Origin of the sequence: Lysobacter antibioticus (assembly GCF_001442535.1) — a bacterium.
Lineage (GTDB): Bacteria > Pseudomonadota > Gammaproteobacteria > Xanthomonadales > Xanthomonadaceae > Lysobacter > Lysobacter antibioticus.
In genome coordinates, this window is the sequence record NZ_CP013141.1 from 2,603,274 (window position 1) to 2,626,557 (window position 23,284).

A 23,284-nucleotide genomic window follows, 5' to 3' on the forward strand; every position below is an offset into this window, starting at 1 on the left:
GCGGCGATGGCGGGCTTCACGTTGCGGCAATGCCGTTCGCAGCGCGCTCACCGCAATGAATGCCCGCCAGCGCGCAACCGTTATTTTTCGGGGCGCCGCGCACGCATGGCGACGCTTGCATTACGCCGCCCACGCACTGCCATCGGCGGCACCGGTGCGGCGATTCGCCGGCCGGGACCTAGCGCTTCGGGGCCGTATCCTGCGCGTCTTCGCCGGGCAAAGGTTGATGCCCCTCGCCTGGCGGCAAATCGGCGTTCTGGACTTTCCGCTTCTTGTGCTCGCCTTCCTACGGAGGATTCTCGCCGGGCAAGGGTTGGTGGCCCTGGCCGTGCGGAGGCCGGCCTTGCGAAGAGCGCATGTCGCGCCCCTCCTGCTGCCCGCCTTCGCGTGGGTTGCCGTTGCTGTTGTTGCCCATGTCCGTCACCTCGTCGCCGCCGGATTCGGGGCGACCCTCGGACGACGGTGGCCCCCGCCAGGTTAAGCAGGAGTCGTGCCCGACCGCCAAGGCGTTCACGAACGCCCAACAACCGCTGTTGCCTTGGCGCTGAGGCGGTGCCCGCCGGGTGCGCCTCAGCGCTGCCGCGTCGCCGGAATATCGACGCGTTGGCTGCGCCGCACGCCGACCTCGATCGACTGCAGGCCGCGGTCGTCGCGCACCGCCCACGGCAGCGGCAGGTTGTCGGGAATCACCGCGATCGTGTGCTTGCCGACCGACACGCGCGGGAACGAGAACTGGCCGTTGCTGTCGGTGCGCACCGCATAACGGCCGTCGAGCACCACCGTAACGTTCGGCGCGGCCTGTTCGGACGCGGCGCGCACGCCGTCGTCGTTATCGTCGAGGAACAGCGAGCCGTCGATGCTGCCGACCGCCGAGCCCGGGGCACCGCCGATCACCGGCAGCGCGCGGCCGGCTTGACGCTCGTAGCGCAAGGTCAGGAACGCCGAGCGTTCGCGCGGCAACGACAGGAACGGCGAATCGACGATCAACGGGTCGAGCGCGAACGGCGAACGTTGCGAACCCTGGCTCTGATACAGCGCGGCGGTCAGCGACCAACGCGGCGCGATGCGCCAGTTGACGCCGAGGTTCAAGTCGACACCGCGCATCGCCGCCGGGCCTTCGCCGTGGGTCCAGCGCGCGGTGCCGTCGACGGACACGCGGTCGCCGAGTTCCACGCCGCCGTACATCGAAAAGGTCGTGGTGCGGGTGGTGGTGCGGATCGCGACCTCGGTCGAGGTTTCGTTGCGCTCGCCCCATTCGCCGTAACCGAGCGACACCGACAAACGCCGGCCTTCGCGCAAGGGCAAGGCCTGGTCGATGCTGGCCTGCCAGCTGCGCCCGACCCCGCCGTCGCCGCCGGCGTGATCGAACTGGAAGCGGGTCTGGCCCCAATCGCCGCGGCGGTCGGCGAACAACTGCGCCGCGTAGGTGTCGTCGTCGGCGTGGCGCAGGCTCAGGCTGGCGCCGTAACCGAACACGCTGCTGGCCTGGTAACGCGCGAACGCAGTGGCGTACTGGCCGTCGAAGCCGGCGCCGCTGATCGAACGGATGTCGTCGATGCCGGTGTTCCAGCTCCAGCGGCCGTACTGATAGGCCAGCCGGTAATAGCCGCCGCGCACGTCCTGGTTGATCGGAGACGAGCCCCAGGTCAGGCCCGGGTCGAGCGAGAACAGACCGTAGTGATGGCGATAACGGCCGCGTCGCGCACTCGCGTCGATCCAGGCGCCGGTGGCGTTGCCGCCGCCGTCGTGACTGCCGAGCAGGTTCAGTTGCACCGCGTCGCGATCGGACTGCCATGCGCTCGCCCAATGCGCGGCCTGGCTGGGCCGGTCGATCAGGCCCGCCTCGCCGACATCGTCGGGCACGATGCGTCCGTCGGTGCTCAGCGCCGAGACCGCGTGGGTCCAACCGGATGCGCCCTGCCATTGCGCGCCGAACGCGCCGACGTGGCCGTCGGCGACGTCGAAACCGACCACGCGGGTGCCGTTGTAGAGCCCGGCGCGACCGACCGCGCCGTACACGCTCAGGCCGCTCGCATCGCGGGTCCATTGCGTGCTCAGGCCGGCCATCGCCACGCTCGGCAGGAAGAAACGGTATTGGTTGCGCTGCAACTGCGAGGACGGCGTGTTGATCACGCCCAGACCGTTATCGAGGCGCCAACCGCCGTCGACGAACAGGTTGCGCTGCCATAAGGTCGCCGCCCCGCCCCAACCGCTGTCGTCGGCGAAGCGGTCGCGGTCGCTGTGGAAGACGGTCGCGTCGAGCGACAGGCTGCCCCAGTTCGCGGTTTCCCAGAATCCGCCGGCGGCCAGGCCTTGCTCGCCGAAGTGCTCGTCGCCACGCTCGGTATAGGCGGCGTTGAGCTCGAGCCGGAACGAACGCGGCAAGCCGTCGCCGTCGACGACCTCGTCTTCGTCGGGCGGCAGCGGCGCCAACGCCTGCGCGGCGATGATGCGATCGCGGTAGACCGGCGCCGAGGCGTCGGCCGCCGACGCCGCAGGCGCGGCCGACGCAAGCGTACAGGCGACGCAGATCGCCAGTCTGCGCCGGGCGAGCCGTCGGGCGGGCCTCATTTATCGATGCGTACGTCGAGTTCGAGGCGCTGGCGGCCCCATTCCAGTGCGCCCTTCAGGCTCAGCGGATAAACGATCGGCGGCGCCGGCGTGGCCGGGTCGTCGCCTTCCGGCACCAAGGCGATCGAACGCGTTTCGCCGGGAAGAATCGGCAGACTGGACGGTGCGAGCGCGAACTTGCGGCCGCTCGCGTCGACGCCGTTGACCAACCCTTCAAGACGAGTGTGGGCCTTGCCGGTGTTGCGGATGTCGAGCACCGGCAGTCGCCGGCCGTCGACCTCGCGCACCTGGCTCGCCACGTGCTGCAACTGCGCCGCGACATCGCCGATGCCCAGGTAGACGATGATGCCGATGCGTCCGGACACGGGCACGGTGAGCTGATCGCCGACCATCTCCGGTGCGCCTTCGAGCAGGATCGCGAATCGGCATTCGGTGGGCGCTGCTTGTTCCGGCACGACCACCTCGAAACGATAACGGCGCTTGCCGTTCGGCGCGATCTCGATCTGCGCCGCTTCCAGCCCGACCCAGGGCCGGCAACTGTCGGCCGCCAAGGCGTCGTCGAATACCGCCGCGCCCTGCGCATCCAGATGCCAGTCGGCGGTCTTCAGGGTGTAGCGGCCGACCGCATTGGAAATGTTGGAGATCTCGACCACGTTGCGATACGTAGTGCCCGGCTTGACCGTGTCTTCGAAGCGCGGCGGCGACACCAGGGCGGAGAAGCCCTGGGCGAAGCTCGGGGCGGCGATCGACGACAGCGCAAGCGCGAGCACCGCGAACGTCAGGGCATGGCGCAGGACAGCGGTACGCATCAGAGGTCTTCCACGTCGATTTCGAAGGAGAAATTGAGTTGTTCGGTACGCACCAGCTTCTGTCCGTCGGCCTGGATGGTCAGGCGGATGGTGTCTTCGAGCAGGCCGGCCGGCATGGCTCCGCTGTAGACCAGGGTGCGTTCGCCGGCGCGCAGGCTGCCCGGCAACAGCCGGCCCTGGGTGGTCCAGGTGGCGGTAATCGGTCCGCTCGCCTGCACCGGCAGGGTCATGTAGACGCGGCCGTTGCGGCCTTGCCACGGCGCCAGGTTCAAGCGCACCCGCACGGTCAGCGCGCCGGACACCGTGGGCCGTTCGCCGCTGCGCGGCGCGACCGAGTCCCACTGCATGCGCAGGGTGTTGGCGGTGACCTGGCTGGCGCTGTCGTCGACGCGGTGAGTACCCGCCAGCGACAGCGCGCTCGCGCAGAACAGGATGCAGGCGGCGATGACGCGCTTCATGGCGCGCTCAAGGTGTAGACCACCTGGCCGGTGTAGGTACCGGAGGCGACGACGGCGTCGTTGGCATAGCGGAAGGTGTGGCAGCTTTCGCGCCAGGTGTTGACCGGAAAACTCGCCAGGGTCTGCGGGCCGCCGGTGAAGGTGCCGGCCAGGATCGGCTGCGCGCCGGTGTCGTTATTGCCGCTGCTGGTCCAGCTGATCTGCGAAAACGGAATGGTGCTGCCGGCGCCGTTGCTGAGGCCCGCCGCCGGCGCGGTCGCGGTGAGGGTCGCGGTGCCGGTGCTGCCGGGCAGACGATAGAAACCGCCGACGTAGATCTGCGCCGGGACGTTGCAGAAGGCGAAGCCGTCGTAAGAGCTGTTGGCCTGAGTGGCGTCGGTGGTCATGACCTGGTCGGCGCCGTTGCCGAGCACCGCCGCGGGCACCGTCACCGAGACTTTGTTGATCGCCCCGCCTCGTCCGGGCGTGCCGCCGCTGGAATAGTTGCCGGTGAACACGCCGTTGCCGACCCGCAGGTAGACCATGCGCGCGCCCGGGGAGATCGTGACCACGAAGGCCTGGGCGGTGTCGAACCAGCCCAGCGCAAGCAGGAGCAGCACCCAGCACGCTGGGCGTAAGGGCAAAACCATGTCGGGCCTCTGAAGTCGGAGCCGTTGCCGCGGGTGCGGGTCGAGCCGGGGCCGCTCCCGCGGGTGCGGGGCGGTCCGGAGCCTTTCCCGCGGCTGCGGATCAAGCCGGAGCCGTTCCCGCAACGCGGGAACGGAATCTCGCAAGGGACGTCCGGCTTGCGGCTTACGGCATCGATGCGGTGTAGGTCACGCGGCTGTTGTTGGCGTTGACACCACCGTAGACGCCAGGGGCGACGACGGCGGCGTTTTTGTATTTGTAGGTCCAGACCGCATCGCGGTTGACCAACTTGCCGGTGCCCGGAGCCACGGTCGACGTGGTGGTCGCGCCATCGGCGAGAGTCGGATGCGCCAACGCCGTCCCCGAGGACAGGACGGACTCGGTGGTTTCGATCTGGCTATAGGAGATGGTGTCGCCGGCGACGCCGTTGCTGAGCGCGCCCAGGGTGGTCGAGGTCAGGGTGATGGTGCCGTTGTTGCCGACCAGCTTGGCGGTGACTTTGCCGTCGTTGAGGTCGCCGGAGGCGGCGGTAGCGGCGATGCCCAGGCCACCGGTACCGACTTGGTTGGCCGGTACGACGAACGCGATCTGGTTTACCACGGTGTTGGTCGTGTAGTCCGCACCGCTGCCGACGCGCAGGAACAGGATCTTGGGAATCGTGATCTGGAAGTCCAGCTTGGCGCTGGCGGTGATCGGGGTACCGGTGCCGGTGGTGTACTGCGACTCGGCTTGGGCGAGCATGGGTACGGCGGCGAGCAGCGAAAGGGCCAAAAGGGACTTCGTGAGCGTTCGCATTATTGAGTTCCAGGGAGGGTCGATAGCGTGCCGGGGCTCCGGGCGCAGGCCATAAAAACGCACAAAGTATGCCAAGGAGTGACATTCGGCATATTGCTTGTTAAGTATACGTAAACAGCATGCGACTGATGTCACACTACTGACGTTCTTCGTCACACCTCGCCCTGCCCGGTCAATCCCGGTCACGCTCTGTACAGGTCGCCGCTTCCGTAGCCGGCTACCGGACGCGGCCGGCTCGAACGCGCACCGCCGCGCCCCGCCGTCGCCCGCCCTGCTATGGATTCGATTGCGTATGGACCCGCCCCACTCCCGACTGGCGTGTTCCGCTTCGTGGCGACGCAGGCTGCCGGCTGGGCGAACGCAGTCGCCTTCGCGCCACCCGCCCTAGGGTCAGCCCGACTGCTGCGGCCCGATCCGGCTGACTAGACTCGTACCGCGACCTCCCGCGCACTGGAGCAGAGCCATGTATCCCTCCGATATTTCCGGCCCCTCCCGTCAATGCCTGCCGCCGGCCGAGCCGGTCACCCCGGCGCCGCTCACTCCCGTGCAGCAGCAGGAACTCGCTCAGCGCTACGCCCCGATCCTCTACTTCCATCCCCAGGAAGAAAATTTCCTGCAGGACCCGAACACCTATATCGAGCAATCGACGCTGCGCCAGGAACGCGACTTCTGGGGCGACAAAGAACTGCATGGACTGGGCGAGGTGCCGGCGCGGGAGCTGGCCGACATCGGGCCCGACAACAAGGACGCCGACAGCCAGTTGTTCCTCGACCATCAGAACGAAGAACTCGGCGACGGCGTCCGCGACGGCGACCTCGCCAACAGCAAAAACCTCTATCAGTACGATCCCGAAAGCAACACCATCACCTACCACCTGTTCTATTCCTACAACGACGGCCCGCCCGGCCTCGGCGACGTGCAGAACCACGAAGGCGACTGGGAAAAGATCACTGTGCAGCTCGACGATCAATATCAGCCGACCGCGGTGCGCTACAGCGCCCACGGCGGCCTGAACGCCGAGCGTTCATGGGCGGACACGCCGAAGGAAGACGGCCGCCCGGTGTCCTACGTCGGCCAGGGCTCGCATGCGAATTTCCCCGAGACCGGCTCCTGGGAAACCAAGGCACCCGGCATCGACGACTCGGCCAAGAGCGGCGGCGTACGCTTCGACCTGGCCGGCCAGCCGGCGGTCGATGTGACCACGCAGGAATGGTATGGCGGCCACGTGCTGTGGGGCGAACGCGGCAGCGGCCAGGAACTGGGCATCGCCGAGACCACCGGCCCGACCGGACCGTCAGCGGACAAGGGACCGATCGTGGCCGGCGACGCCGATCCGTCGCTGCAGCCCAACGACGAGACACCGGGCTTCCCGTTCTATGGGCCTTATCCGCCGTTCGTGTTTCCGCCCTGAGCGTGGTGATGGCAGGAGCGACATGATCTGCAGGCTGAAGCAATGCAGTGCCGCGCCCTCCATGTAGGAGCGGCGCGAGCCGCGACTGCGTCGCTTCGGTTTCGCAGCGCATCGCTCAAGCAAGATCCAGATCCAGATCCAGATCCAGATCAAACGCTAAGAGCTTCCGCCACTAAAGCGGCGGGTTACTTTCTTTTGTCATAAGCAACAAAAGAAAGCTAACCAAAGAAAAATGCTTTCTTTTGAATCACAAGCCCGCACGAGCGATGCCAACGCAGGGCTTTTTCATACGGGACATCCCTGTCCCGATGAAAAACGGCGCGCATCCCTGCGCGCCGCCCTCCGGGTCTTCTATGACCGTCGCGAGGTCGAGACGACGCACAGCGACGGCGACGACAATGGCAAAGGCAAAGGCAAAGGCAACGGAAGTTTTTCGTTGCCTTTGCCTTTGCCTTTGCCGTGAAAGCTTGGCGCAGTACCGAACTTGCGAGAACACCAGGAGACCCGGAGGGCGCCGCACAGGACGTGCGGCGTTTTCCGATAAGACAAGGATGTCTTATCGGAAAATCCCGGCGCGCGCATCGAACTCGCAGGGGAGCTTCGTCAAGGAAAGCCCTTTTCTTTGGTTATCTTTGACCGAAGGGAATCCAGACGGACTTTTGGGCTTAGCAAAAGAAAGTAACCCGGCCGCGTCAGCGGACGGAAGCTCTGTTCTTGCTGTTTTAGGTGCAATTGCTTCACCGTCTTTCGGCCACAGACGCCGCAGCGGAATAAAACACGGTCGCGGCTTGCAACCGAAGAAAATCCCTGTGGCCGCCGCCCCTACTCTCGCGAAACCACACCGCTTCGATAGACGACACCGACGTTGCGATGACTGCGCATCCCGCGGTCGCGGCTCGCGCCGCTCCTACCCTGAGGGCACCCGGCGCGATGACGCGGGCACCAACCAACCCGTGCCACCGACAGCCCCCTCAACGACGTATCTCGAACCCCGGATTCTCATTGAGCGACCCGTCCGCCTCCAGCACCGCGTAGCGCTCGCCATCGGGATGAAACACCACCGGAATCGGCTCCAGGAACAGCGGCCGCCGAACGAAACGCAGTTCCCAACGAAAGTGCTCCAAGGTCGTCAACGCGTCCAGTTGCTCGCGGGTCAGCCCTGCGCGCAAGGCCACGGCGCTGGCCTGCTCGGTTCCGTTGCGTCGTTCGCGTGTGGTCATCGGGTACCGCTCCTTCGAGAATGCCGCGTTGCGCTCTCGCCATGATCTTGCAACGGCATGCGAATGTCACCCGAGCGGCCACGGCCCGCGGGATTCTTCAGTGCCGACGCTCGACGACGAACCGATCCACCGCCGCCGATGCTCCCCATCGCGGCGGCACGCCCATGCCGATCCGTATGCCCCTATCCGCAGCCGTCCCCGCCGCACCAGCCATTTCGCCTGCATCGTTTCCAGGAATACACGCCGCCCATCACAATATCGAGCGATGCCCGGCATTTCGCCCGAACCCCGCACAGGCAAACGCGGTCGACATCGCGAGCGCTCCCGCAACCGACATGCGGCGCATTCCTCGCCATGCATTCCATTCGCCGCGGTGCGGTGCCGCGCCGAGTCGTCACACATGCGCGCAGCAACAAGATGAATGCGGCGTCCGAAGCCATCCGACCACGCCGTCGTGCGAACGAGCGCGCAGCTTTGCGCAATGCAGCTTGTTCGCTTTCGATCCGACGCCTACACTCCGCCGGCCACAGGTGTCCTGCCGCCGTACCGGCGAGCAGGGTGAAACGGGAAGCCGGTGCGAGTCGACAGACTCCATTCCGGCGCTGCCCCCGCAACGGTAGGCGAGAACACCCGACTCAATACCACTGCGATTTCGCGGGAAGGTGTCGGGGTGATGCGGATCGCTCCGCATCGCTCGCAAGCCCGGAGACCGGCCAGTGGCGGGCATCGCATGCGATGCCGTCCTCGGGTGTTGCGGTGGGCAACCGGACGGGCTGGCTCGACGCGGATGTCCGTTGCGTGGAACCGACTTGTCTTGCTCCGCAATCCCCGTCACGCGGGTGAGCGACACGGAGCCGAAACAATGAACGATATGAATCGCGTCGCGACCGAAGTCGCGACGGTCAAGCTGCTGATCGACGGTACCTTCGTCGAATCCCGATCCGAACAATGGCGCGATGTCGTCAACCCCGCTACGCAGACAGTGCTGGCGCGGGTGCCGTTCGCCACCGCCGACGAAGTCGACGCCGCGGTGCGTTCGGCGCAACAGGCCTTCAAGAGCTGGCGCAAGACCCCGATCGGCGCGCGCGCGCGCATCTTCCTCAAATACCAGCAACTGATCCGCGAGCACATGGGCGAGCTCGCCGCGATCCTCACCGCCGAACAAGGCAAGACCCTGGCCGATGCCGAAGGCGACGTCTTCCGCGGCCTGGAAGTGGTCGAGCACGCCGCGGCGATCGGCAACCTGCAACTCGGCGAGTTAGCCAACAACGTCGCCGGCGGCGTCGACACCTACACCCTGCTGCAGCCGCTCGGCGTGTGCGCCGGCATCACCCCGTTCAACTTCCCGGCGATGATTCCCCTGTGGATGTTCCCGATGGCCATCGCCACCGGCAACACCTTCGTGCTCAAGCCGTCGGAACAAGATCCGCTGGTGACGATGCGCCTGGTCGAACTGGCGCTGCAAGCCGGAGTGCCCAAGGGCGTGCTCAACGTCGTGCACGGCGGCGAAGACGTGGTCAATGCGATCTGCGACCACCCGGACATCAAGGCCGTGTCCTTCGTCGGTTCGACCAAGGTCGGCACCCATGTCTACCACCGCGCTTCGCTGGCGGGCAAGCGCGTGCAGTGCATGATGGGCGCGAAGAACCATGCGGTGGTGCTGCCCGACGCCAACAAGGAGCAAACCCTCAACGCCCTCGCCGGCGCCGCATTCGGCGCCGCCGGGCAACGCTGCATGGCCGCCTCCACCGCGGTGCTGGTCGGCGAAGCGCAAGCCTGGATTCCGGAACTGGTCGCCAAGGCGCGCACGCTCAAGGTCAATGCCGGCACCGAGCCCGGCACCGACGTCGGCCCGGTGATTTCCTGCGCCGCGCGCGAACGCGTCGAAAGCCTGATCGCCGCCGGCGTCGAGCAAGGCGCAAGGCTCGAACTCGACGGCCGCAAGCCCTCCGTGCCGGGCTTCGAGCGCGGCAACTTCGTCGGCCCGACGATCTTCTCCGGAGTCGAGCCCGGCATGCGCATCTACGACGAGGAAATCTTCGGCCCGGTGCTGATCGTGCTCGCCGCCGACACCCTGGAGGCCGCGATCGAACTGATCAACGCCAACCCCAACGGCAACGGCACCGCGCTGTTCACCCAGTCCGGCGCCGCCGCACGCCGCTTCCAGGAAGACATCGACGTCGGCCAGGTCGGCATCAACGTGCCGATCCCGGTGCCGGTGCCGTTGTTCTCGTTCACCGGCTCGCGCGCGTCCAAGCTCGGCGACCTCGGCCCTTACGGCAAGCAAGTGGTGATGTTCTACACCCAGACCAAGACGGTCACCGCGCGTTGGTTCGACGACGACACGCTCGGCCACGGCGTCAACACCACGATCAGTCTAAAGTGATGGCCGCCGTCATGAACCTGCAGGCGGTCAATCCACCGCCATCGCAGCTCGGCGAAGACCAGCTCGCCTTCCGCGAGGCCGCGCGCGATTTCGCCCTGGCCGAACTGGCGCCGCATGCGGCGCACTGGGACGCGCAAGGCATCTTCCCGCGCGAGGCCATCGGCAAAGCCGGCGAACTCGGTTTCTGCGGCTTGTACGTGGACGACGCCGCCGGCGGCTCGGGTCTGACCCGGCTCGATGCGGTGGTCGTGTTCGAGGAGCTGGCCGCGCTCGATCCGTCCACGGCGGCGTTCATCAGCATCCACAACATGGCGACCTGGATGTTGACCGCGCACGCCTCGCCGGCCGTACGCGACCTCTGGGGGCCTCGGCTCGCTTCCGGCGAATGCCTGGCCTCGTACTGCCTGACCGAACCCGGCGCCGGTTCCGATGCCGCCTCCCTGCGCACCCGCGCCGAACGCGATGGCGATCATTACCTGATCAACGGCGCCAAGGCCTTCATTTCAGGGGCCGGCGCCACCGACATGCTGGTGGTGATGGCGCGCACCGGCGGCGACGGCGCACGCGGCATCAGCGCCTTCGCGGTGCCCGCCGACAGCGCCGGCATCGCCTATGGGCGCAAGGAAGAAAAGCTCGGCTGGAACAGCCAGCCCACGCGCGCGGTGGTGTTCGACAACGTGCGCGTGCCGGCGGCGCACCTGCTCGCCGGCGAAGGCGATGGCTTCAAGATCGCCATGAAGGGCCTGGACGGCGGCCGCCTCAACATCGCTGCCTGCTCGCTCGGAGCGGCCCAGGGCGCACTCGACGCCGCACGTCGTTACCTGGGCGAACGGCGCCAGTTCGGCAAACCGCTCGCCGAGTTCCAGGCGTTGCAGTTCAAGCTCGCCGACATGGCCACGCAACTGGTCGCGGCGCGGCAGATGGTGCACACCGCGGCGCGCAAGCTCGATGCCGGCAGCGCCGACGCCATCGTCTGGTGCGCGATGGCCAAGCGCTTCGCCACCGATGCCGGCTTCGCGATCTGCAACGAGGCCCTGCAGATCCACGGCGGCTACGGCTACATGCGCGAATACCCGATCGAGCGCCTGCTGCGCGACTGCCGCGTGCACCAGATCCTGGAAGGCACCAACGAAATCATGCGCGTGATCATCGCGCGCCATCTGTTGAACACCGAAGAGGAATTGCGATGAGTCGCGCCGACAAGCAGCACACCGGAAAGGTCTATGACGGACTGAAGCTGGACATCGACGGCCACACCGCCGTCGTCACCCTGAGCAACCCGCCCGCCAACACCTGGACCCGCGACAGCCTGGCCGCCTTGCGCGAGTTGGTGCGCGACCTCGACGCCGACCGCGAGGTCTACGCCCTGGTCGTCACCGGCGAAGGCGAGAAATTCTTCTCCGCCGGCGCCGACCTCAAGCAATTTGCCGAGGGCGACAAGGCGCTCGCACGCGAGGCCGCGCGTCGTTTCGGCGAAGCCTTCGAGACCCTCAGTGCGTTCCGCGGCGTGTCGATCGCCGCGATCAACGGCTATGCCATGGGCGGCGGACTGGAATGCGCGCTGGCCTGCGATCTGCGCATCGTCGAGGAACAGGCCCAGCTCGCCCTGCCCGAAGCCACCGTCGGCCTGCTGCCCTGCGCCGGCGGCACCCAGCACCTGCCGCGCCTGGTCGGCGAGGGCTGGGCCAAGCGGATGATGCTGCTCGGCGAACGCGTCGATGCCGCGACCGCCCTGCGCATCGGCCTGGTCGAGGAAGTGGTCGGCAAGGGCGAGGCCAAGGCGCGCGCACTGCAGTGGGCCAAGCAGGCCGAGAAGCAGAGCCCCACCAGCGTCGCCGCCTGCAAGGCTTTGATCCAGGCCACCCGCAGCCAGAGCCACGACACCGCCCTGGTGCGCGAGCGCGAGGCCTTCGTCGATCTGTTCGACAGCGCCGACCAGACCGAGGGCGTGCTCGCCTTCCTGGAAAAGCGCGCCCCGCAATGGAAGAACGCATGAACGCCGTGCTCGAGAACGAAGCCGTCGTCGCCCCGGTCCTGTTCGAGGAACGCGGCACCGCCAACGGGCGTCGCATCGGCTTCGCCACCTTGAACGCGGCAGCTACCTTGAACGGCCTGTCGCTGAGCATGGCCGGGCTGCTCGACGCGCAGCTGCTGGCCTGGGCCCAGGACGAAGCCGTCGCCGTCGTCGTGCTGCAAGGCGCGGGCGAGAAAGCCTTCTGCGCCGGCGGCGACCTGCACGGGCTGTATCGCGGCATGCTGGAGCATCGCGCCAGCGGCAGCCGCGACATTCGCGACAACGTCCACGCACGCGAGTTCTTCGAGACCGAGTACCGGCTCGACCACCGCATCCACACCTACCCCAAGCCGCTGTTGTGCTGGGGCCATGGCATCGTCATGGGCGGCGGCATCGGCCTGATGGCCGGCGCCAGCCACCGCGTGGTCAGCGAGCGCTCGAAGCTGGCGTTTCCGGAAATCACCGTCGGCCTGTACCCGGACGTCGGCGGCAGTTGGTTGTTGAACCGGGTGCCGCAACGCGCGGGCTTGTTCCTGGCCTTGACCGGCGCCGCGCTCAACGCCGGCGACGCGATCCATGCCGGTCTCGCCGATCACTACCTGGCGGAAGCGCAACGCGAAACGTTGTACGCCGCTCTCGCCGCGGTGAACTGGACCGACGACGGCGACGATGCGCGCCGGCTCAGCGCTGTACTGAAAGGTTGCGCCGAACCCGCCCCACCCGGCCCCTTGCAACAACACGCCGCGGCGATCGCCGCGGCCTGCGCGCACGACGATCTGTCCGCGGTAGTCGAAGCCATCGCCGCGCTCGACAGCGACGACGCCTGGCTGCAGAACGCGCGCAAGACCCTCGCCGCCGGGTCGCCCGGCTCGGCCCGGCTCGGTTACGAGTTGCAGCGCCGCGCCGCCGGGTTATCGCTCGCCGACACTTTCCGCCTCGAATACACCGCGTCTTTGCATTGCGCCGCGCACGGCGATTTCGCCGAGGGCATACGCGCTCTGTTGATCGACAAGGACCGCACGCCGCGTTGGAACCCCGCCCGCCTGGCCGAGGCCACGCCGGCCTGGGCCGAAACCTTCTTCAGCGCCCCCTGGCCGACGCAGGCGCACCCGCTCGCCGACCTGGGCGCCACCACGGAGACCGCCGCATGAGCCGCATCGCTTTCATCGGCCTGGGCAACATGGGCGGGCCGATGGCCGCCAACCTGCTCAAGGCCGGCCACAGCCTGCGCGTGTTCGATCTCGCGCCGGCCCTCGTCGCCGGCGCGGTCGTGGCCGGCGCCCATGCCGCCATCGACGCGGCCGATGCCGTGGTCGATGCCGAGGTGGTGATCTCGATGCTGCCGGCCAGCCGCCACGTCGAAGGCCTCTACCTCGGCGATGCCGGCCTGCTCGCGCAGATGCCGGCGGGCGCGTTGGTGATCGATTGCAGCACCATCGCCCCGGCCTCGGCGCAGAAAGTCGCCGCGGCCGCGACGGCGCGCGGCCTGCAGATGATCGATGCGCCGGTGTCCGGCGGCACCGCCGGCGCCGCCGCCGGCACTCTGACCTTCATCGTCGGCGGCGAAGCCTCGGCGCTGGAACGCGCACGCCCGCTGTTGCAGGCCATGGGCAAGAACATCTTCCACGTCGGCGCCAGCGGCGCCGGTCAGGTCGCCAAGCTGTGCAATAACATGGCGCTCGGCGTGATCATGGCCGCGACCGGCGAAGCCCTGGCGCTCGGCAGTGCGCACGGGCTCGACCCGAAAGTGCTGTCGCAGATGATGGCGGTCAGCACCAGCCGCAGTTGGGCCACAGAAGTCTGCAATCCGTGGCCGGGGGTGCTGGAAAATGCGCCGGCCTCGCGCGGCTACAGCGGCGGCTTCGGCAACGACCTGATGCTCAAGGACCTCGGCCTGGCCGCGGAAGCGGCGATGAGCACCGGCGCCTCGATCCCGCTCGGCGAACTCGCGCGCAATCTGTACGCGATGAACAGCCGCGCCGGCCACGGCGGCCTGGACTTCTCCAGCGTGGTCAAGCTGGTGGCGAAAGACCTGTGAACGCGGGGCGGGTCGGCGGCGGCGATGGAGATTGCGCCGCCGCGCCGTAGCCGGACCCGGTTTACTGACCGCCCGTAGCGGTTACTCGACGATCCGCTGCAGGTTGCCGGAGAAGCTGGCGCGGTCTCGGTCCTCGGTCAGCGAGTACAGGCCGTAGCGCTTGTTCAAGCGCGCGCCGTTGTCGCGGATGCCCGGCGACCAGGCGAAATCGGCGCGGCTGCGGCTGGAACGCTGCCGCGCCAGGTCGAACGGAACCGACAGATACAGGCCACGGTCGAAACCGCCGTCGCCGGGCTGGCGCGGCGAATACTCGGTGAAGGTCACATAGGCGCCCATGCGCACGCCGTTGTTGAACTGGCGCGAGACGTCGACGGTCGCGCCCCAGTCGCGCGCCAGATACCGCCCGGCGCTGACCTTCAGGCTGATGTCCTTGTATCCGGTATCGACATAGGCGCTGAGGTGGCCGGTGACGGTGTGATAGCGGCGGAACGAGAAATCCTGGTCGAAGCTGCGCTGGCGCACCCAGTTGACGTCGGCGCCGATTGCCCAGCGCTGGCCGAACGGCCGATACAACGTCTCGACGCCGGCGCCGCCGTACATGCTTTCGAGCATGCCGACATACGCCATGCCATACCAGTCGGCGCCCAGCGAGCCGGCCGCGGTCAACTGCAGTTGCGGCATGGTCACCCGCGAGGACGTCACGTACTCGCGCACGTCGCTGCGCACACGCGGCAGGATCGTGACCGGGCCGCCGTCGTAGCGGTCGTAGTTGTCGGCGATCAGGGCCTCGATGCGGCCGCTCAACCACAGGTTCGACGCGAACCGGTAGTCGGCGTCGTAAGCCATGCCGATCTTGTACAAGGCGGCGGTGTCGGGCGCGCCGAGTTCGTGACCGATGCTGAGGCCGAATCCGCCGTCGTAACGGTCCAGCGGCGCCCGATACAACAACTCTTCGCGACGCGCCGGCGGGCGGTTGCGTTCGACCCCGAGGCGGAAGGTCTTGAGGTCGGCCTCGCCATCGAGCAGTTCGCCGAAGCGTTTGCGCTGCACGCTGGTTTCGACCACTTCCATGCCGGCGCGGGTCGAGACCAGGGTGTACCAGTCGACCGAGGCATCGACTTGGTTATCGAGAATGCGCGCGGTGCGGCCTAACCCCTTCGCCGAATGCCGATAGCGGGTCTGCTCGCCGGTGACGAACAATTCGCTGCCGCGGCGAGAGATCTTGCTGACCCTCACGCCGGCATTGTCGTACAGCTCGCGGCTGACCTGCTCCCAGTCGACCTGCTCGGGCGCGGTCGGCTCGGGCCACGTCTGGGTCGTTGAAGTCTGTGTCGTCGTGGTCTGCGGCAAGCCGGCTTGCGGCGTTGCCTTGGATTCGTCCTTCGCCGCCAGCAGCGCAAGACCCGTGGGCCGCGTCGATGGCGGCGACGGAGCGGTACCCGCCGCCACGACCGCCCCCGAAGCCAGCGCAGTCGTAGCCCCCTGCCCCGCGGAAGCCACTGCCGATGCTACCGGCGCGACCAGATCCGGCGCCGCCACCATCGTCGGAATCGCCGGCGCATCGTCGTATCGACGCGCCACCGGCGGCGGGTCCTTGGCCTTGATCGGTTCGGCGAGACGGGCGGCGTTGGTGTGCAGGGTCAGGGCGAACGAGGCGGTATTGCCGCGCTGCAGGCCCAGGCTCAGGTCGAGATGGCGATTCGGTCGATAGACCACGCCGACGTTGAACGGCGAGCTCTGCTTGATGCGGCGCGCCCCGGGCTCATGCCGGTAGTCGTTGCCGTCGTACTCGAGCTTCACTTCCCAGGGCTTGCCGGCCGGGCGATAGGCCACGCCGCCGAACACCGCCGCACGGCCGTGGAAGTAACGCGGCCGGTCGAACTGATAGCGGGCGTCGGAAAAACCGCTGCGCGACGGGCGCAGATCGAAGCGATCGTCGAGCGCCGACAAGGGATTGGCCAGGTTGCCGCGCGCGCCCAGATTGCCCCAGGCGACGCCGAGGCTGGCGTCGACCGGTCCGAAGCGCTTGTTGGCGACCACATACTCGCTGGAAAAATAGCGCTTGCCGGCGATGTCGCGCGCACCGACCGCCACCTCCGGCAGGTACCGGCTCTCGCGGCTCAGACGGATCTTGGCGTCGAAGGCCTTGGCCGAGTTCGAACGGCCGCCGTCCGCGACCGGCGCGGCGTCGTTGTCGAAACGGGTGTAGCGGAAGGTACCTTCCAGCCACGACAAGGGCTGGGCGGTGAAGTTGTAGCGCGCATACGGCTCGACCCGGCTCACCGAGAGCGCGAGTTCGCCTTCGTCGGCCATGCGCGCGGTCGGCGTCTGCCACAGGCCGGCGCCGCCGAAGTCGCCCTGGGTCGGCGCCTGATCGCCGGCATGGGCGAAGCGCGCGGCCAGCGTGGCGACGACCAACAGCGCGATCTGGCTGTGGCGCGGAGGCGGTCGGCCGGTATTCAGAACGGCCTCGCATCGCGAGCGACGTCGTCGGCGGCCACCGCGTCGGACTTGGCCTCGGCCTTGAGCGCGGCGGCGTCCGCTTCGGGCAAGGGTTGAGTGGCCAGGAATTCGGCGTATTCGCGATTGAGGTCGGGCGCGATCCGTCGCACACGCCGGTCATCGATCGGCACGTAGATCGTCGTGCCCGGCGCCAGGCGCAGGGGCTCGCCGCGATTCCACAGGGCGATGCCATACTCGCTCACCCGTCCGCCGGCTTGAACCAGATAAACCCGATCGCGGTCGGCTTCGGCCGCCGCCGGGCAATCGCCGAGATAGTCGCGGACACCGCGCCAACTCGCATACGGCAGCACGCAATCCTTGCCGACCGCGCCGACGATGCGAACGTCTTTCGGCAACTCCGGATAATGCAGGCGGTCGCCGTCGGCGAGCGGCGCATTGTTCGCGCGATCTTTTTCCAGCGCCTTCAATTCGAGCGAGACGATGCGACGTCCGGTCGCCGGCATCGCCCGCACGCCGGCGGTCATGCGTTCGGCGAGCGCCAGCAGCCCCTCGTCATTGCGCGCGCTCGCCTCGGCGATCACTTGCGACAGATCGAACACGATGCCGGTCTTGAAACGGCGCTGCGCTTCGACCAAGCCCGGACGCAGCCAGGCCGCGCCGGCCACATAGGCCTGCGGCCGTACCCCCGCCGCGAGTACCGCATCGCGCAAACGCGCCCGGCCCGGGTACACCTGCCCGCCGGGACGCTCGACCGCACCGCTCACCGCGACCCGCGTCTGCGCGACGGCCGAAGCGCTGCACAGCCCGATCGACAACAGCGCCGCCAGCGCGAGTCGGGCAGCGTGAGCGCCGGCAAACGCGCGGGCGAGCATGGGCGTCCGAAGGAATCGGCCGCCCACGAGCGCTGCATTGGTGCTGCGATTACCCATCCGCTCGATCGCCTTGCTGCTCAGACCTGCCGGCTCAGCGCTCGAGCAGGTCCTGCGTGTTCGCGGAGTTGTTGAGGATGTTGGAGAACGGCAACAACTGGTTGACGAAGCGGTTCCAACGCGTCACCCCGGCCGGCCCGACGAACACCACGTCGCCGGCCCGCACCGTGAACTGGCTGGCCAAGGCGTACGACGCCGGCGACTTGGCGCTGAGGTGATAGATCTTGGCCGGCTGCTTCTGCATGTCCTCGACGCCGCGGATGACGTAGACCGCATCGCCCTTGGCGGTCAACGGATTGAGGCCGCCGGTGCGCCCGAGCGCCTGCGACAGGGTCATGTCGCTGGTCTTGAAGTTGATCGCCATCGGCCGGATCACTTCGCCGACCACATAGACTTCCTTGCGGTCGTTGTACGGCAGATAGATGTGGTCGCCGGCCCTCAGATAAATGTCGGGCGCGATCTGCTTGCCGCGATTGAGCGCGTCCAGATCGATCCGGTAGTGCTGGCCCGCGCGCGTCAGCACCAGGCCGGACAGGTCCGCGCGCAAGGGGTCGATGGTGGCGCTGCCGATCGCCTGCGACAGGGTCAGCGGCGTGGCGGTGATCGACTGGCGCTCGGTCTTCACGAACGCGCCCTGCAGGGTCACGCGTTGGCTGCCGTAATCGATGATGCTGACGTCGACCTGCGGGCTTTCGATCACCTGGGCGATCTTCGCGGTGATCAAGGTGCGCAGTTCGTCGATGGTCTTGCCCTGCGCCTGCAGGGAGCCGATGTAGGGATAGAACAGGGTGCCGTCGGGCCCGACCATGCGGCCATTGGCGGCAGTCTGCTGCTGAGTGCCGGCCGGCGAGGTCAGTTCGGGGTGGTCCCAGATGGTGATGTACAGCGTGTCGCCGGCACCGATGCGGTAGGGCTCGGGCTTGTAGCCCAGCAACTCCGCCGGCACTTCCGCGGCCGGCGCGTCGGCCTTGTCCATCGCCAGCAGCTTCGGCGTGATCGGCACGATCTCGACGTGGTCCTCGTCGATGGACGCGTCGCTCACGAACTGCTTCGGGCTCATGTGTTGGCCCGGGGCCCACATGCAGCCGTTGAGTCCGACGACGGCGGCGGCGATCGCCACCCAGCCAGAAAGCTTTCTCATATGCGATTCAGTCTCTCGATGTCGCGAGCGCGGATACCGCGCCGGACGGGTTCGTACATCGGCCTGTCGATGGACGGCCGACTTCATGGATGTCGATGGGTCGTTGAGTCGGCCGGTGCCGACGTGGCCGCGTCAGAGAACCTTGCCGGCTCGATTAACGCGATGGCCGCCGGCACGCGCACCCGGTTCGGGTTGCGGCGCTGCGACGGACGGAGGGCCCGGGCGATCCGGCGCGGCCCAATGCGTTGCGGAAGGCGAAGCCAGGGGCGCGGTCCGGTGGATCGGCGCGGTGGCCTGCGGCAACAAGGGCGAGGTACTTCATGAGACGTGGGCTCCTAGCGGATACGATCGTTAGCAGTGCAGTCCCCTGTCCGAAGTATAGCGACAGCGCGCGGCGATTGGCCCCTCGCCGTTCACGCGCATTCGGGCAAACGGTACCTGATCACGTTTTTCGCGAGCGCGCGATACGGCGCGAAGCGGCCGCAACGCTTGCAGCAAGGCCTTGCGAGCCTTGCGCATACGCCATATCGCAGCGGCCATGTTCAGCGAAGGCTTAAGTTTCGCGTTGCGATACGTGACCGCATCGCCGATCCTCCATCGCCGATGCGGTGCCCGTTGCATAGGCATGACATCGCCGAAGAGCGGCTTCGCATGCAAGCGCCGTCGACCGATTCGTCGTCGACGATGGCGTATCGACGGCAACGCAATGCAGATAACGCAATGCGGATAAATCCAAATTCGTCAAAATATTTCGTTAAAACACCGTATCGCGAAGCGAATCCGTTGCGGGCGTGCGCAATCGCCAAGTGACTCGCGTCACGTCTTTGAAGTCGCGGGCTTGCTTCGTGTTGACCCTGCAAGAATCAGCTCTTACATTCCGCACCGTCACTTTCGGCGCACTGCAACATGTTGCGTGTGCCGAGTCGCCGACGGCACGGAGCCGGACGAAAGGCCCGAACGACCGCATCATCGGGCCTGTTGATTCTGCAGCCGCCGGCATCGCGCACGCGAGGTCGAAAACTTTCCCGGGCCGTTCCGATGCCCATCCAAGGTGAGACCTACAGCACGTGTTCAACCGGGTTTTGATGGTCTGCATCGGCAACATCTGCCGAAGTCCGACCGCTGAAGTACTACTGCGGCACCGCCTGCAAGGCAAGAACATCGTCGTCGAGTCGGCGGGCCTGGCCGCGGTGGTCGGCCATCCGATCGACGCCACCGCGCAAGTCCTGCTCAACGAGCACGGCTTGAACGGCGAGTCGCACGTGGCGCGGCAGATCGATCGCGCCATGATCGATTCGGCCGACCTGATCCTGGCGATGGAGCGCAAACACCTAAACGCGCTGCTGCAGTTGGCGCCGCACGCACGTGGCAAGACCTACCTGCTGGGCAAATGGCAGGACGACACCGCGGTTCCGGACCCGTACCGGCAACCGCGCAGCGCTTTCGAACAGGCCTATCAGCTGATCAACTCAGGGGTGAGTAGCTGGGCGGCCCATCTTTGACATAACACGATCCACTCTTCAGCAGGTCTCACCCCAATGTCGAAAACATCCGCGGCTCCTGGTCCGTCTCAGGACGATAACGATGAGATCGATCTGGCCGCGCTACTCGGCACGCTAATCGACCACAAGTGGCTGATCGCCACCGTCACCGCGGCCGGTTTCGCCCTCAGCGTCGCCTATGCCCTGCTCGCCGCGCCTGTGTACCAGGCCAACGCGATGATCCAGGTCGAATCCAATACCCCGACCCTGCCCGGCCTCAATGCGGTCTCGCAGGTGCTGACCGACTCGGCGCCGCAGGCGGTCACCGAGATCGCGCTGCTGACTTCGCGCGCGGTGGTCGGCAAGGCGGTCGAAGACCTCAAGCTCGACGTGCAGGTCGAGCCCAGGCAGTTTCCGCTGATCGGCGGCGTGCTTGCGCGCCGCTTCATCCCGTCCGCGCCCGGCGAAGTCGCTTCGCCCTGGTTCGGCCTGAGCAGCTACGGCTGGGGCGGCGAGCGCCTCGACGTGTTCCAGTTCGAGGTCTCCAACGAGTTGCTCGGCCTGCCGCTGACCCTGGTCGCCGACAACGCCGGCGCGTACCGCTTGTACGACGAAGACGACACCCTGTTGCTGACCGGCAAGGTCGGCGAGCCCGCCGCCGGCGGCGGCGTCAAGCTGCAGATCAAGGAGATGGCGGCCAACCCGGGCATGCGTTTCGACCTGGTCAAGCTGCCGAGCCTGGCGATCATCACCGCCCTGCAGAAGAACCTGACCGCGACCGAGCGCGCCAAGGACTCGGGCATCATCCAGCTGAGCTACCTGCTCGGCGATCCGGGCCAGGCCGCCGCGACCCTCGACGCCATCACCCGCCAATACACGCGCCAGAACGTCGAGCGCAATTCCGCCGAAGCCGCCAACAGCCTGGAATTCGTCAAGGGCCAGTTGCCGAACGTGCGCCGCGACCTGGAAAAGGCCGAGCAGGCGCTCAACGCCTATCAATCGCAAGCGCATACCGTCGACATCACGGTCGAGACCAAATCCTATCTCGACCAGATCGTCGCCCTCGACAACAGCCTCTCGCAGCTGAAGATGCAGCAGGCCGAAGTCAGCCGCCGCTACACCCCCAAGCATCCGGCCTACCGGGCCCTGCTGGAGCAGCTCGGCGAGATCGAAGCGCGCAAGAAGGAGCTGAGCGACCGCATCAGCGCCCTGCCCGAAACCCAGCAGGAAGTACTGCGCCTGACCCGCGACATGCAGGTCAGCACCCTCACCTATACCAACCTGCTCAACCAGGCGCAGCAGCTCGACATCGCGCGCGCCGGCACGGTCGGCAACGCCCGCGTCATCGACCCTTCGGTGGTCGACGTCAACGAGCCGGTCAAGCCCAAGCGCCTGCAGTTGGTGCTGATCGGCACCTTCCTCGGCGCATTCGCGGCGATCGGCTGGGTGCTGGTGCGGCAGATGCTCAACCGCGGCGTCGAGGATGCCAAGGAAATCGAACAGCTGGGCCTGCCGGTCTACGCCGCGATTCCGATGAGCCAGTACCAGCGCGACCACGAAAGCCTCGGCAAGCAGTTGCGCAGCAACGGCAAGCGCCACGACAAGCCGCACCTGTTGTCGCTGGACGCGCCCAACGACCTGGCGATCGAAGCCATGCGCAGCCTGCGCACCGGCCTGCACTTCGCCATGATGGAGGCCAAGAACAACATCCTGATGATCTGCGGTTCGGGACCGAGCGCCGGCAAGACCTTCGTCTCGACCAACCTGGCCACCGTCATCAGCCAGGGCGGCCAGCGCGTGTTGCTGATCGACGCCGACCTGCGCCGCGGCACCCTGCATCGGGTCATGGGCCACACCAACCAGAACGGCCTGTCCGATCTGCTGGTCGGCCGCGTCGACGTCGCCGGCGCGACGCGCCATTCGACCATCCCCGGCCTGGACTTCATTCCGCGCGGACAGGTGCCTCCGAATCCGTCCGAACTGTTGATGCACCCGAACTTCGCCACCCTGTTGAAGACGGTGTCGCAGCGCTACGACCTGGTGGTCATCGACACCCCGCCGATCCTGGCGGTGACCGACGCGGCGATCATCGGCCGCTACGCCGGCACCAGCCTGCTGGTCGCGCGTTTCGGCTTCAACTCCGCCAAGGAACTGGCGCTCGCCAAGCAGCGCTTCGAGCAGAACGGTATCGAGCTCAGAGGCGCCATTCTCAATGCGGTCGAGAAGCGCCATGACAGCACCTACGCCTACGGTTACGAATACCAGCCGATACCGGAACGCTGATCGGCGGCCCGCTGCGCAAGGTTCGCCCCGGCGCAGCGAAAGCCGAAGATGCGCCGCTCCGCGCTCGCTGCGACCGGATCTTGCGAATGCCATCGGTTTCGCGAATGCCATCGCAGGCGCGATGCGATCCGGATCAAGCACGGCATTCGATCGCCGTACATATGCACGGCGCGCTTTCGCTTATGCCCAAGCGCTATTTGGATCCACCGACCACTGCGGCACAGTCGCAATGTCGGCGCAGTTCGATGCATGGCGAACGTTTCCGCTCATTCGCCGCAGCGATGACATTGCAGCGTCATGCAAGCGGAGCAGCCTGTCGGCGCTGCGGGATCGCCGCACGAATCCGTACCGCGGCTCGCGCACGGAGCGCATGCGGACAGCCGACCGACCGCGGCGATGGAACATCGGAGCCGGCGCGGCCCGCCACCGCGAAACCCAGTTGCCGGATCCGAAAAAAGCGCTTTTCCCGAGGAAAACGACGATACGAAAAGCGACGGCAACGCATGGACACTTTTTGGCCATTGGATATTTTTACGCAAGACATAAGCAATGCGTAACCGCGCATCGCAGTTCGCATGCGAAGCACGACCCAGAACGGAATCACGCTCGCTCACTCGCCGCGAATGCGAACGACAAATGAACGAAACATGAGATTCGC

18 protein-coding genes and 1 riboswitch are annotated in these 23,284 nt (G+C 67.0%); of the genes, 9 read left to right on the forward strand and 9 right to left on the reverse strand.

The genetic code is table 11. The features are described from left to right. Positions 1-570 precede the first annotated feature (570 nt). The 5 genes from GLA29479_RS10565 to GLA29479_RS10585 all read right to left on the reverse strand — a co-directional run bounded on the left by GLA29479_RS10565 (position 571) and on the right by GLA29479_RS10585 (position 5,236). Positions 571-2,571, reverse strand: a complete 2,001-nt coding sequence (locus GLA29479_RS10565; protein ID WP_057971539.1) for a carboxypeptidase-like regulatory domain-containing protein — start codon at positions 2,569-2,571, stop codon at positions 571-573. Beyond that, positions 2,568-3,380: a hypothetical protein gene (locus GLA29479_RS10570; protein WP_057971540.1), complete on the reverse strand. Its 813-nt coding sequence runs from the start codon at positions 3,378-3,380 to the stop codon at positions 2,568-2,570. Before GLA29479_RS10570 ends, GLA29479_RS10565 begins: the two co-directional genes overlap by 4 nt. Next, positions 3,380-3,838 carry a hypothetical protein gene (locus GLA29479_RS10575; RefSeq protein WP_057971541.1) on the reverse strand — a complete coding sequence of 153 codons (459 nt, stop codon included), beginning with the start codon at positions 3,836-3,838 and terminating at the stop codon, positions 3,380-3,382. The genes GLA29479_RS10570 and GLA29479_RS10575 overlap by 1 nt, the downstream gene beginning before the upstream one ends. Then, complete coding sequence (locus tag GLA29479_RS10580; protein ID WP_057918525.1) at positions 3,835-4,437, reverse strand: hypothetical protein; 603 nt, start codon at positions 4,435-4,437, stop codon at positions 3,835-3,837. Before GLA29479_RS10580 ends, GLA29479_RS10575 begins: the two co-directional genes overlap by 4 nt. A 193-nt stretch (positions 4,438-4,630) precedes the next feature. Beyond that, positions 4,631-5,236, reverse strand: coding sequence for a hypothetical protein (locus tag GLA29479_RS10585; RefSeq protein WP_057918526.1), 606 nt, complete (start codon positions 5,234-5,236; stop codon positions 4,631-4,633). A 487-nt stretch (positions 5,237-5,723) separates the two neighbouring features. On the opposite strand from GLA29479_RS10585, the gene GLA29479_RS10590 reads away from it, so the two are divergent. After that, entirely contained in the window at positions 5,724-6,671 is a 948-nt protein-coding gene (locus GLA29479_RS10590) for a Vps62-related protein (RefSeq protein WP_057918527.1), read from the forward strand. A gap of 232 nt (positions 6,672-6,903) precedes the next feature. Continuing rightward, positions 6,904-7,134: a hypothetical protein gene (locus GLA29479_RS24470; protein WP_144436449.1), complete on the forward strand. Its 231-nt coding sequence runs from the start codon at positions 6,904-6,906 to the stop codon at positions 7,132-7,134. Between the two features lie 508 nt (positions 7,135-7,642). Here GLA29479_RS24470 and GLA29479_RS10595 read toward each other — a convergent pair. Next, entirely contained in the window at positions 7,643-7,891 is a 249-nt protein-coding gene (locus GLA29479_RS10595) for a hypothetical protein (protein ID WP_057918528.1), read from the reverse strand. A gap of 511 nt (positions 7,892-8,402) precedes the next feature. Then, positions 8,403-8,623, forward strand: a riboswitch (cobalamin riboswitch). Between the two features lie 139 nt (positions 8,624-8,762). On the opposite strand from GLA29479_RS10595, the gene GLA29479_RS10600 reads away from it, so the two are divergent. The 5 genes from GLA29479_RS10600 to mmsB are packed head-to-tail and all read left to right on the forward strand — an operon-like array spanning position 8,763 to position 14,329. Beyond that, complete coding sequence (locus tag GLA29479_RS10600) at positions 8,763-10,277, forward strand: CoA-acylating methylmalonate-semialdehyde dehydrogenase (RefSeq protein WP_057973154.1); 1,515 nt, start codon at positions 8,763-8,765, stop codon at positions 10,275-10,277. 11 nt (positions 10,278-10,288) lie between these two features. Further along, positions 10,289-11,467, forward strand: coding sequence for an acyl-CoA dehydrogenase family protein (locus GLA29479_RS10605; protein WP_057973155.1), 1,179 nt, complete (start codon positions 10,289-10,291; stop codon positions 11,465-11,467). Continuing rightward, positions 11,464-12,273 (forward strand): enoyl-CoA hydratase, encoded by an 810-nt coding sequence (locus GLA29479_RS10610; protein WP_057971543.1) that lies wholly within the window; start codon positions 11,464-11,466, stop codon positions 12,271-12,273. The genes GLA29479_RS10605 and GLA29479_RS10610 overlap by 4 nt, the downstream gene beginning before the upstream one ends. Further along, positions 12,270-13,442 carry an enoyl-CoA hydratase/isomerase family protein gene (locus GLA29479_RS10615; protein ID WP_057973156.1) on the forward strand — a complete coding sequence of 391 codons (1,173 nt, stop codon included), beginning with the start codon at positions 12,270-12,272 and terminating at the stop codon, positions 13,440-13,442. The genes GLA29479_RS10610 and GLA29479_RS10615 overlap by 4 nt, the downstream gene beginning before the upstream one ends. Beyond that, the gene (gene mmsB, locus GLA29479_RS10620) at positions 13,439-14,329 is read left to right on the forward strand and encodes a 3-hydroxyisobutyrate dehydrogenase (protein ID WP_057971544.1); all 891 of its coding nucleotides are present in this window, start codon (positions 13,439-13,441) and stop codon (positions 14,327-14,329) included. Before GLA29479_RS10615 ends, mmsB begins: the two co-directional genes overlap by 4 nt. A gap of 81 nt (positions 14,330-14,410) precedes the next feature. Here the strand turns inward: mmsB and GLA29479_RS10625 are convergent, their stop codons facing one another. From GLA29479_RS10625 to GLA29479_RS10635, 3 genes are all read right to left on the reverse strand, one after another. Next, positions 14,411-16,747 (reverse strand): YjbH domain-containing protein, encoded by a 2,337-nt coding sequence (locus tag GLA29479_RS10625; RefSeq protein WP_057971545.1) that lies wholly within the window; start codon positions 16,745-16,747, stop codon positions 14,411-14,413. 41 nt (positions 16,748-16,788) lie between these two features. Then, positions 16,789-17,664: a capsule biosynthesis GfcC family protein gene (locus GLA29479_RS10630; protein WP_057918533.1), complete on the reverse strand. Its 876-nt coding sequence runs from the start codon at positions 17,662-17,664 to the stop codon at positions 16,789-16,791. A 91-nt stretch (positions 17,665-17,755) separates the two neighbouring features. Next, positions 17,756-18,862, reverse strand: coding sequence for a polysaccharide biosynthesis/export family protein (locus tag GLA29479_RS10635; RefSeq protein WP_057918534.1), 1,107 nt, complete (start codon positions 18,860-18,862; stop codon positions 17,756-17,758). Between the two features lie 1,067 nt (positions 18,863-19,929). Between GLA29479_RS10635 and GLA29479_RS10640 the strand changes: the two genes are divergently transcribed. Then, entirely contained in the window at positions 19,930-20,364 is a 435-nt protein-coding gene (locus tag GLA29479_RS10640) for a low molecular weight protein-tyrosine-phosphatase (protein ID WP_057918535.1), read from the forward strand. A 36-nt stretch (positions 20,365-20,400) separates the two neighbouring features. Further along, positions 20,401-22,626, forward strand: a complete 2,226-nt coding sequence (locus GLA29479_RS10645) for a polysaccharide biosynthesis tyrosine autokinase (protein WP_057918536.1) — start codon at positions 20,401-20,403, stop codon at positions 22,624-22,626. The last annotated feature ends 658 nt before the right edge of the window (positions 22,627-23,284 follow it).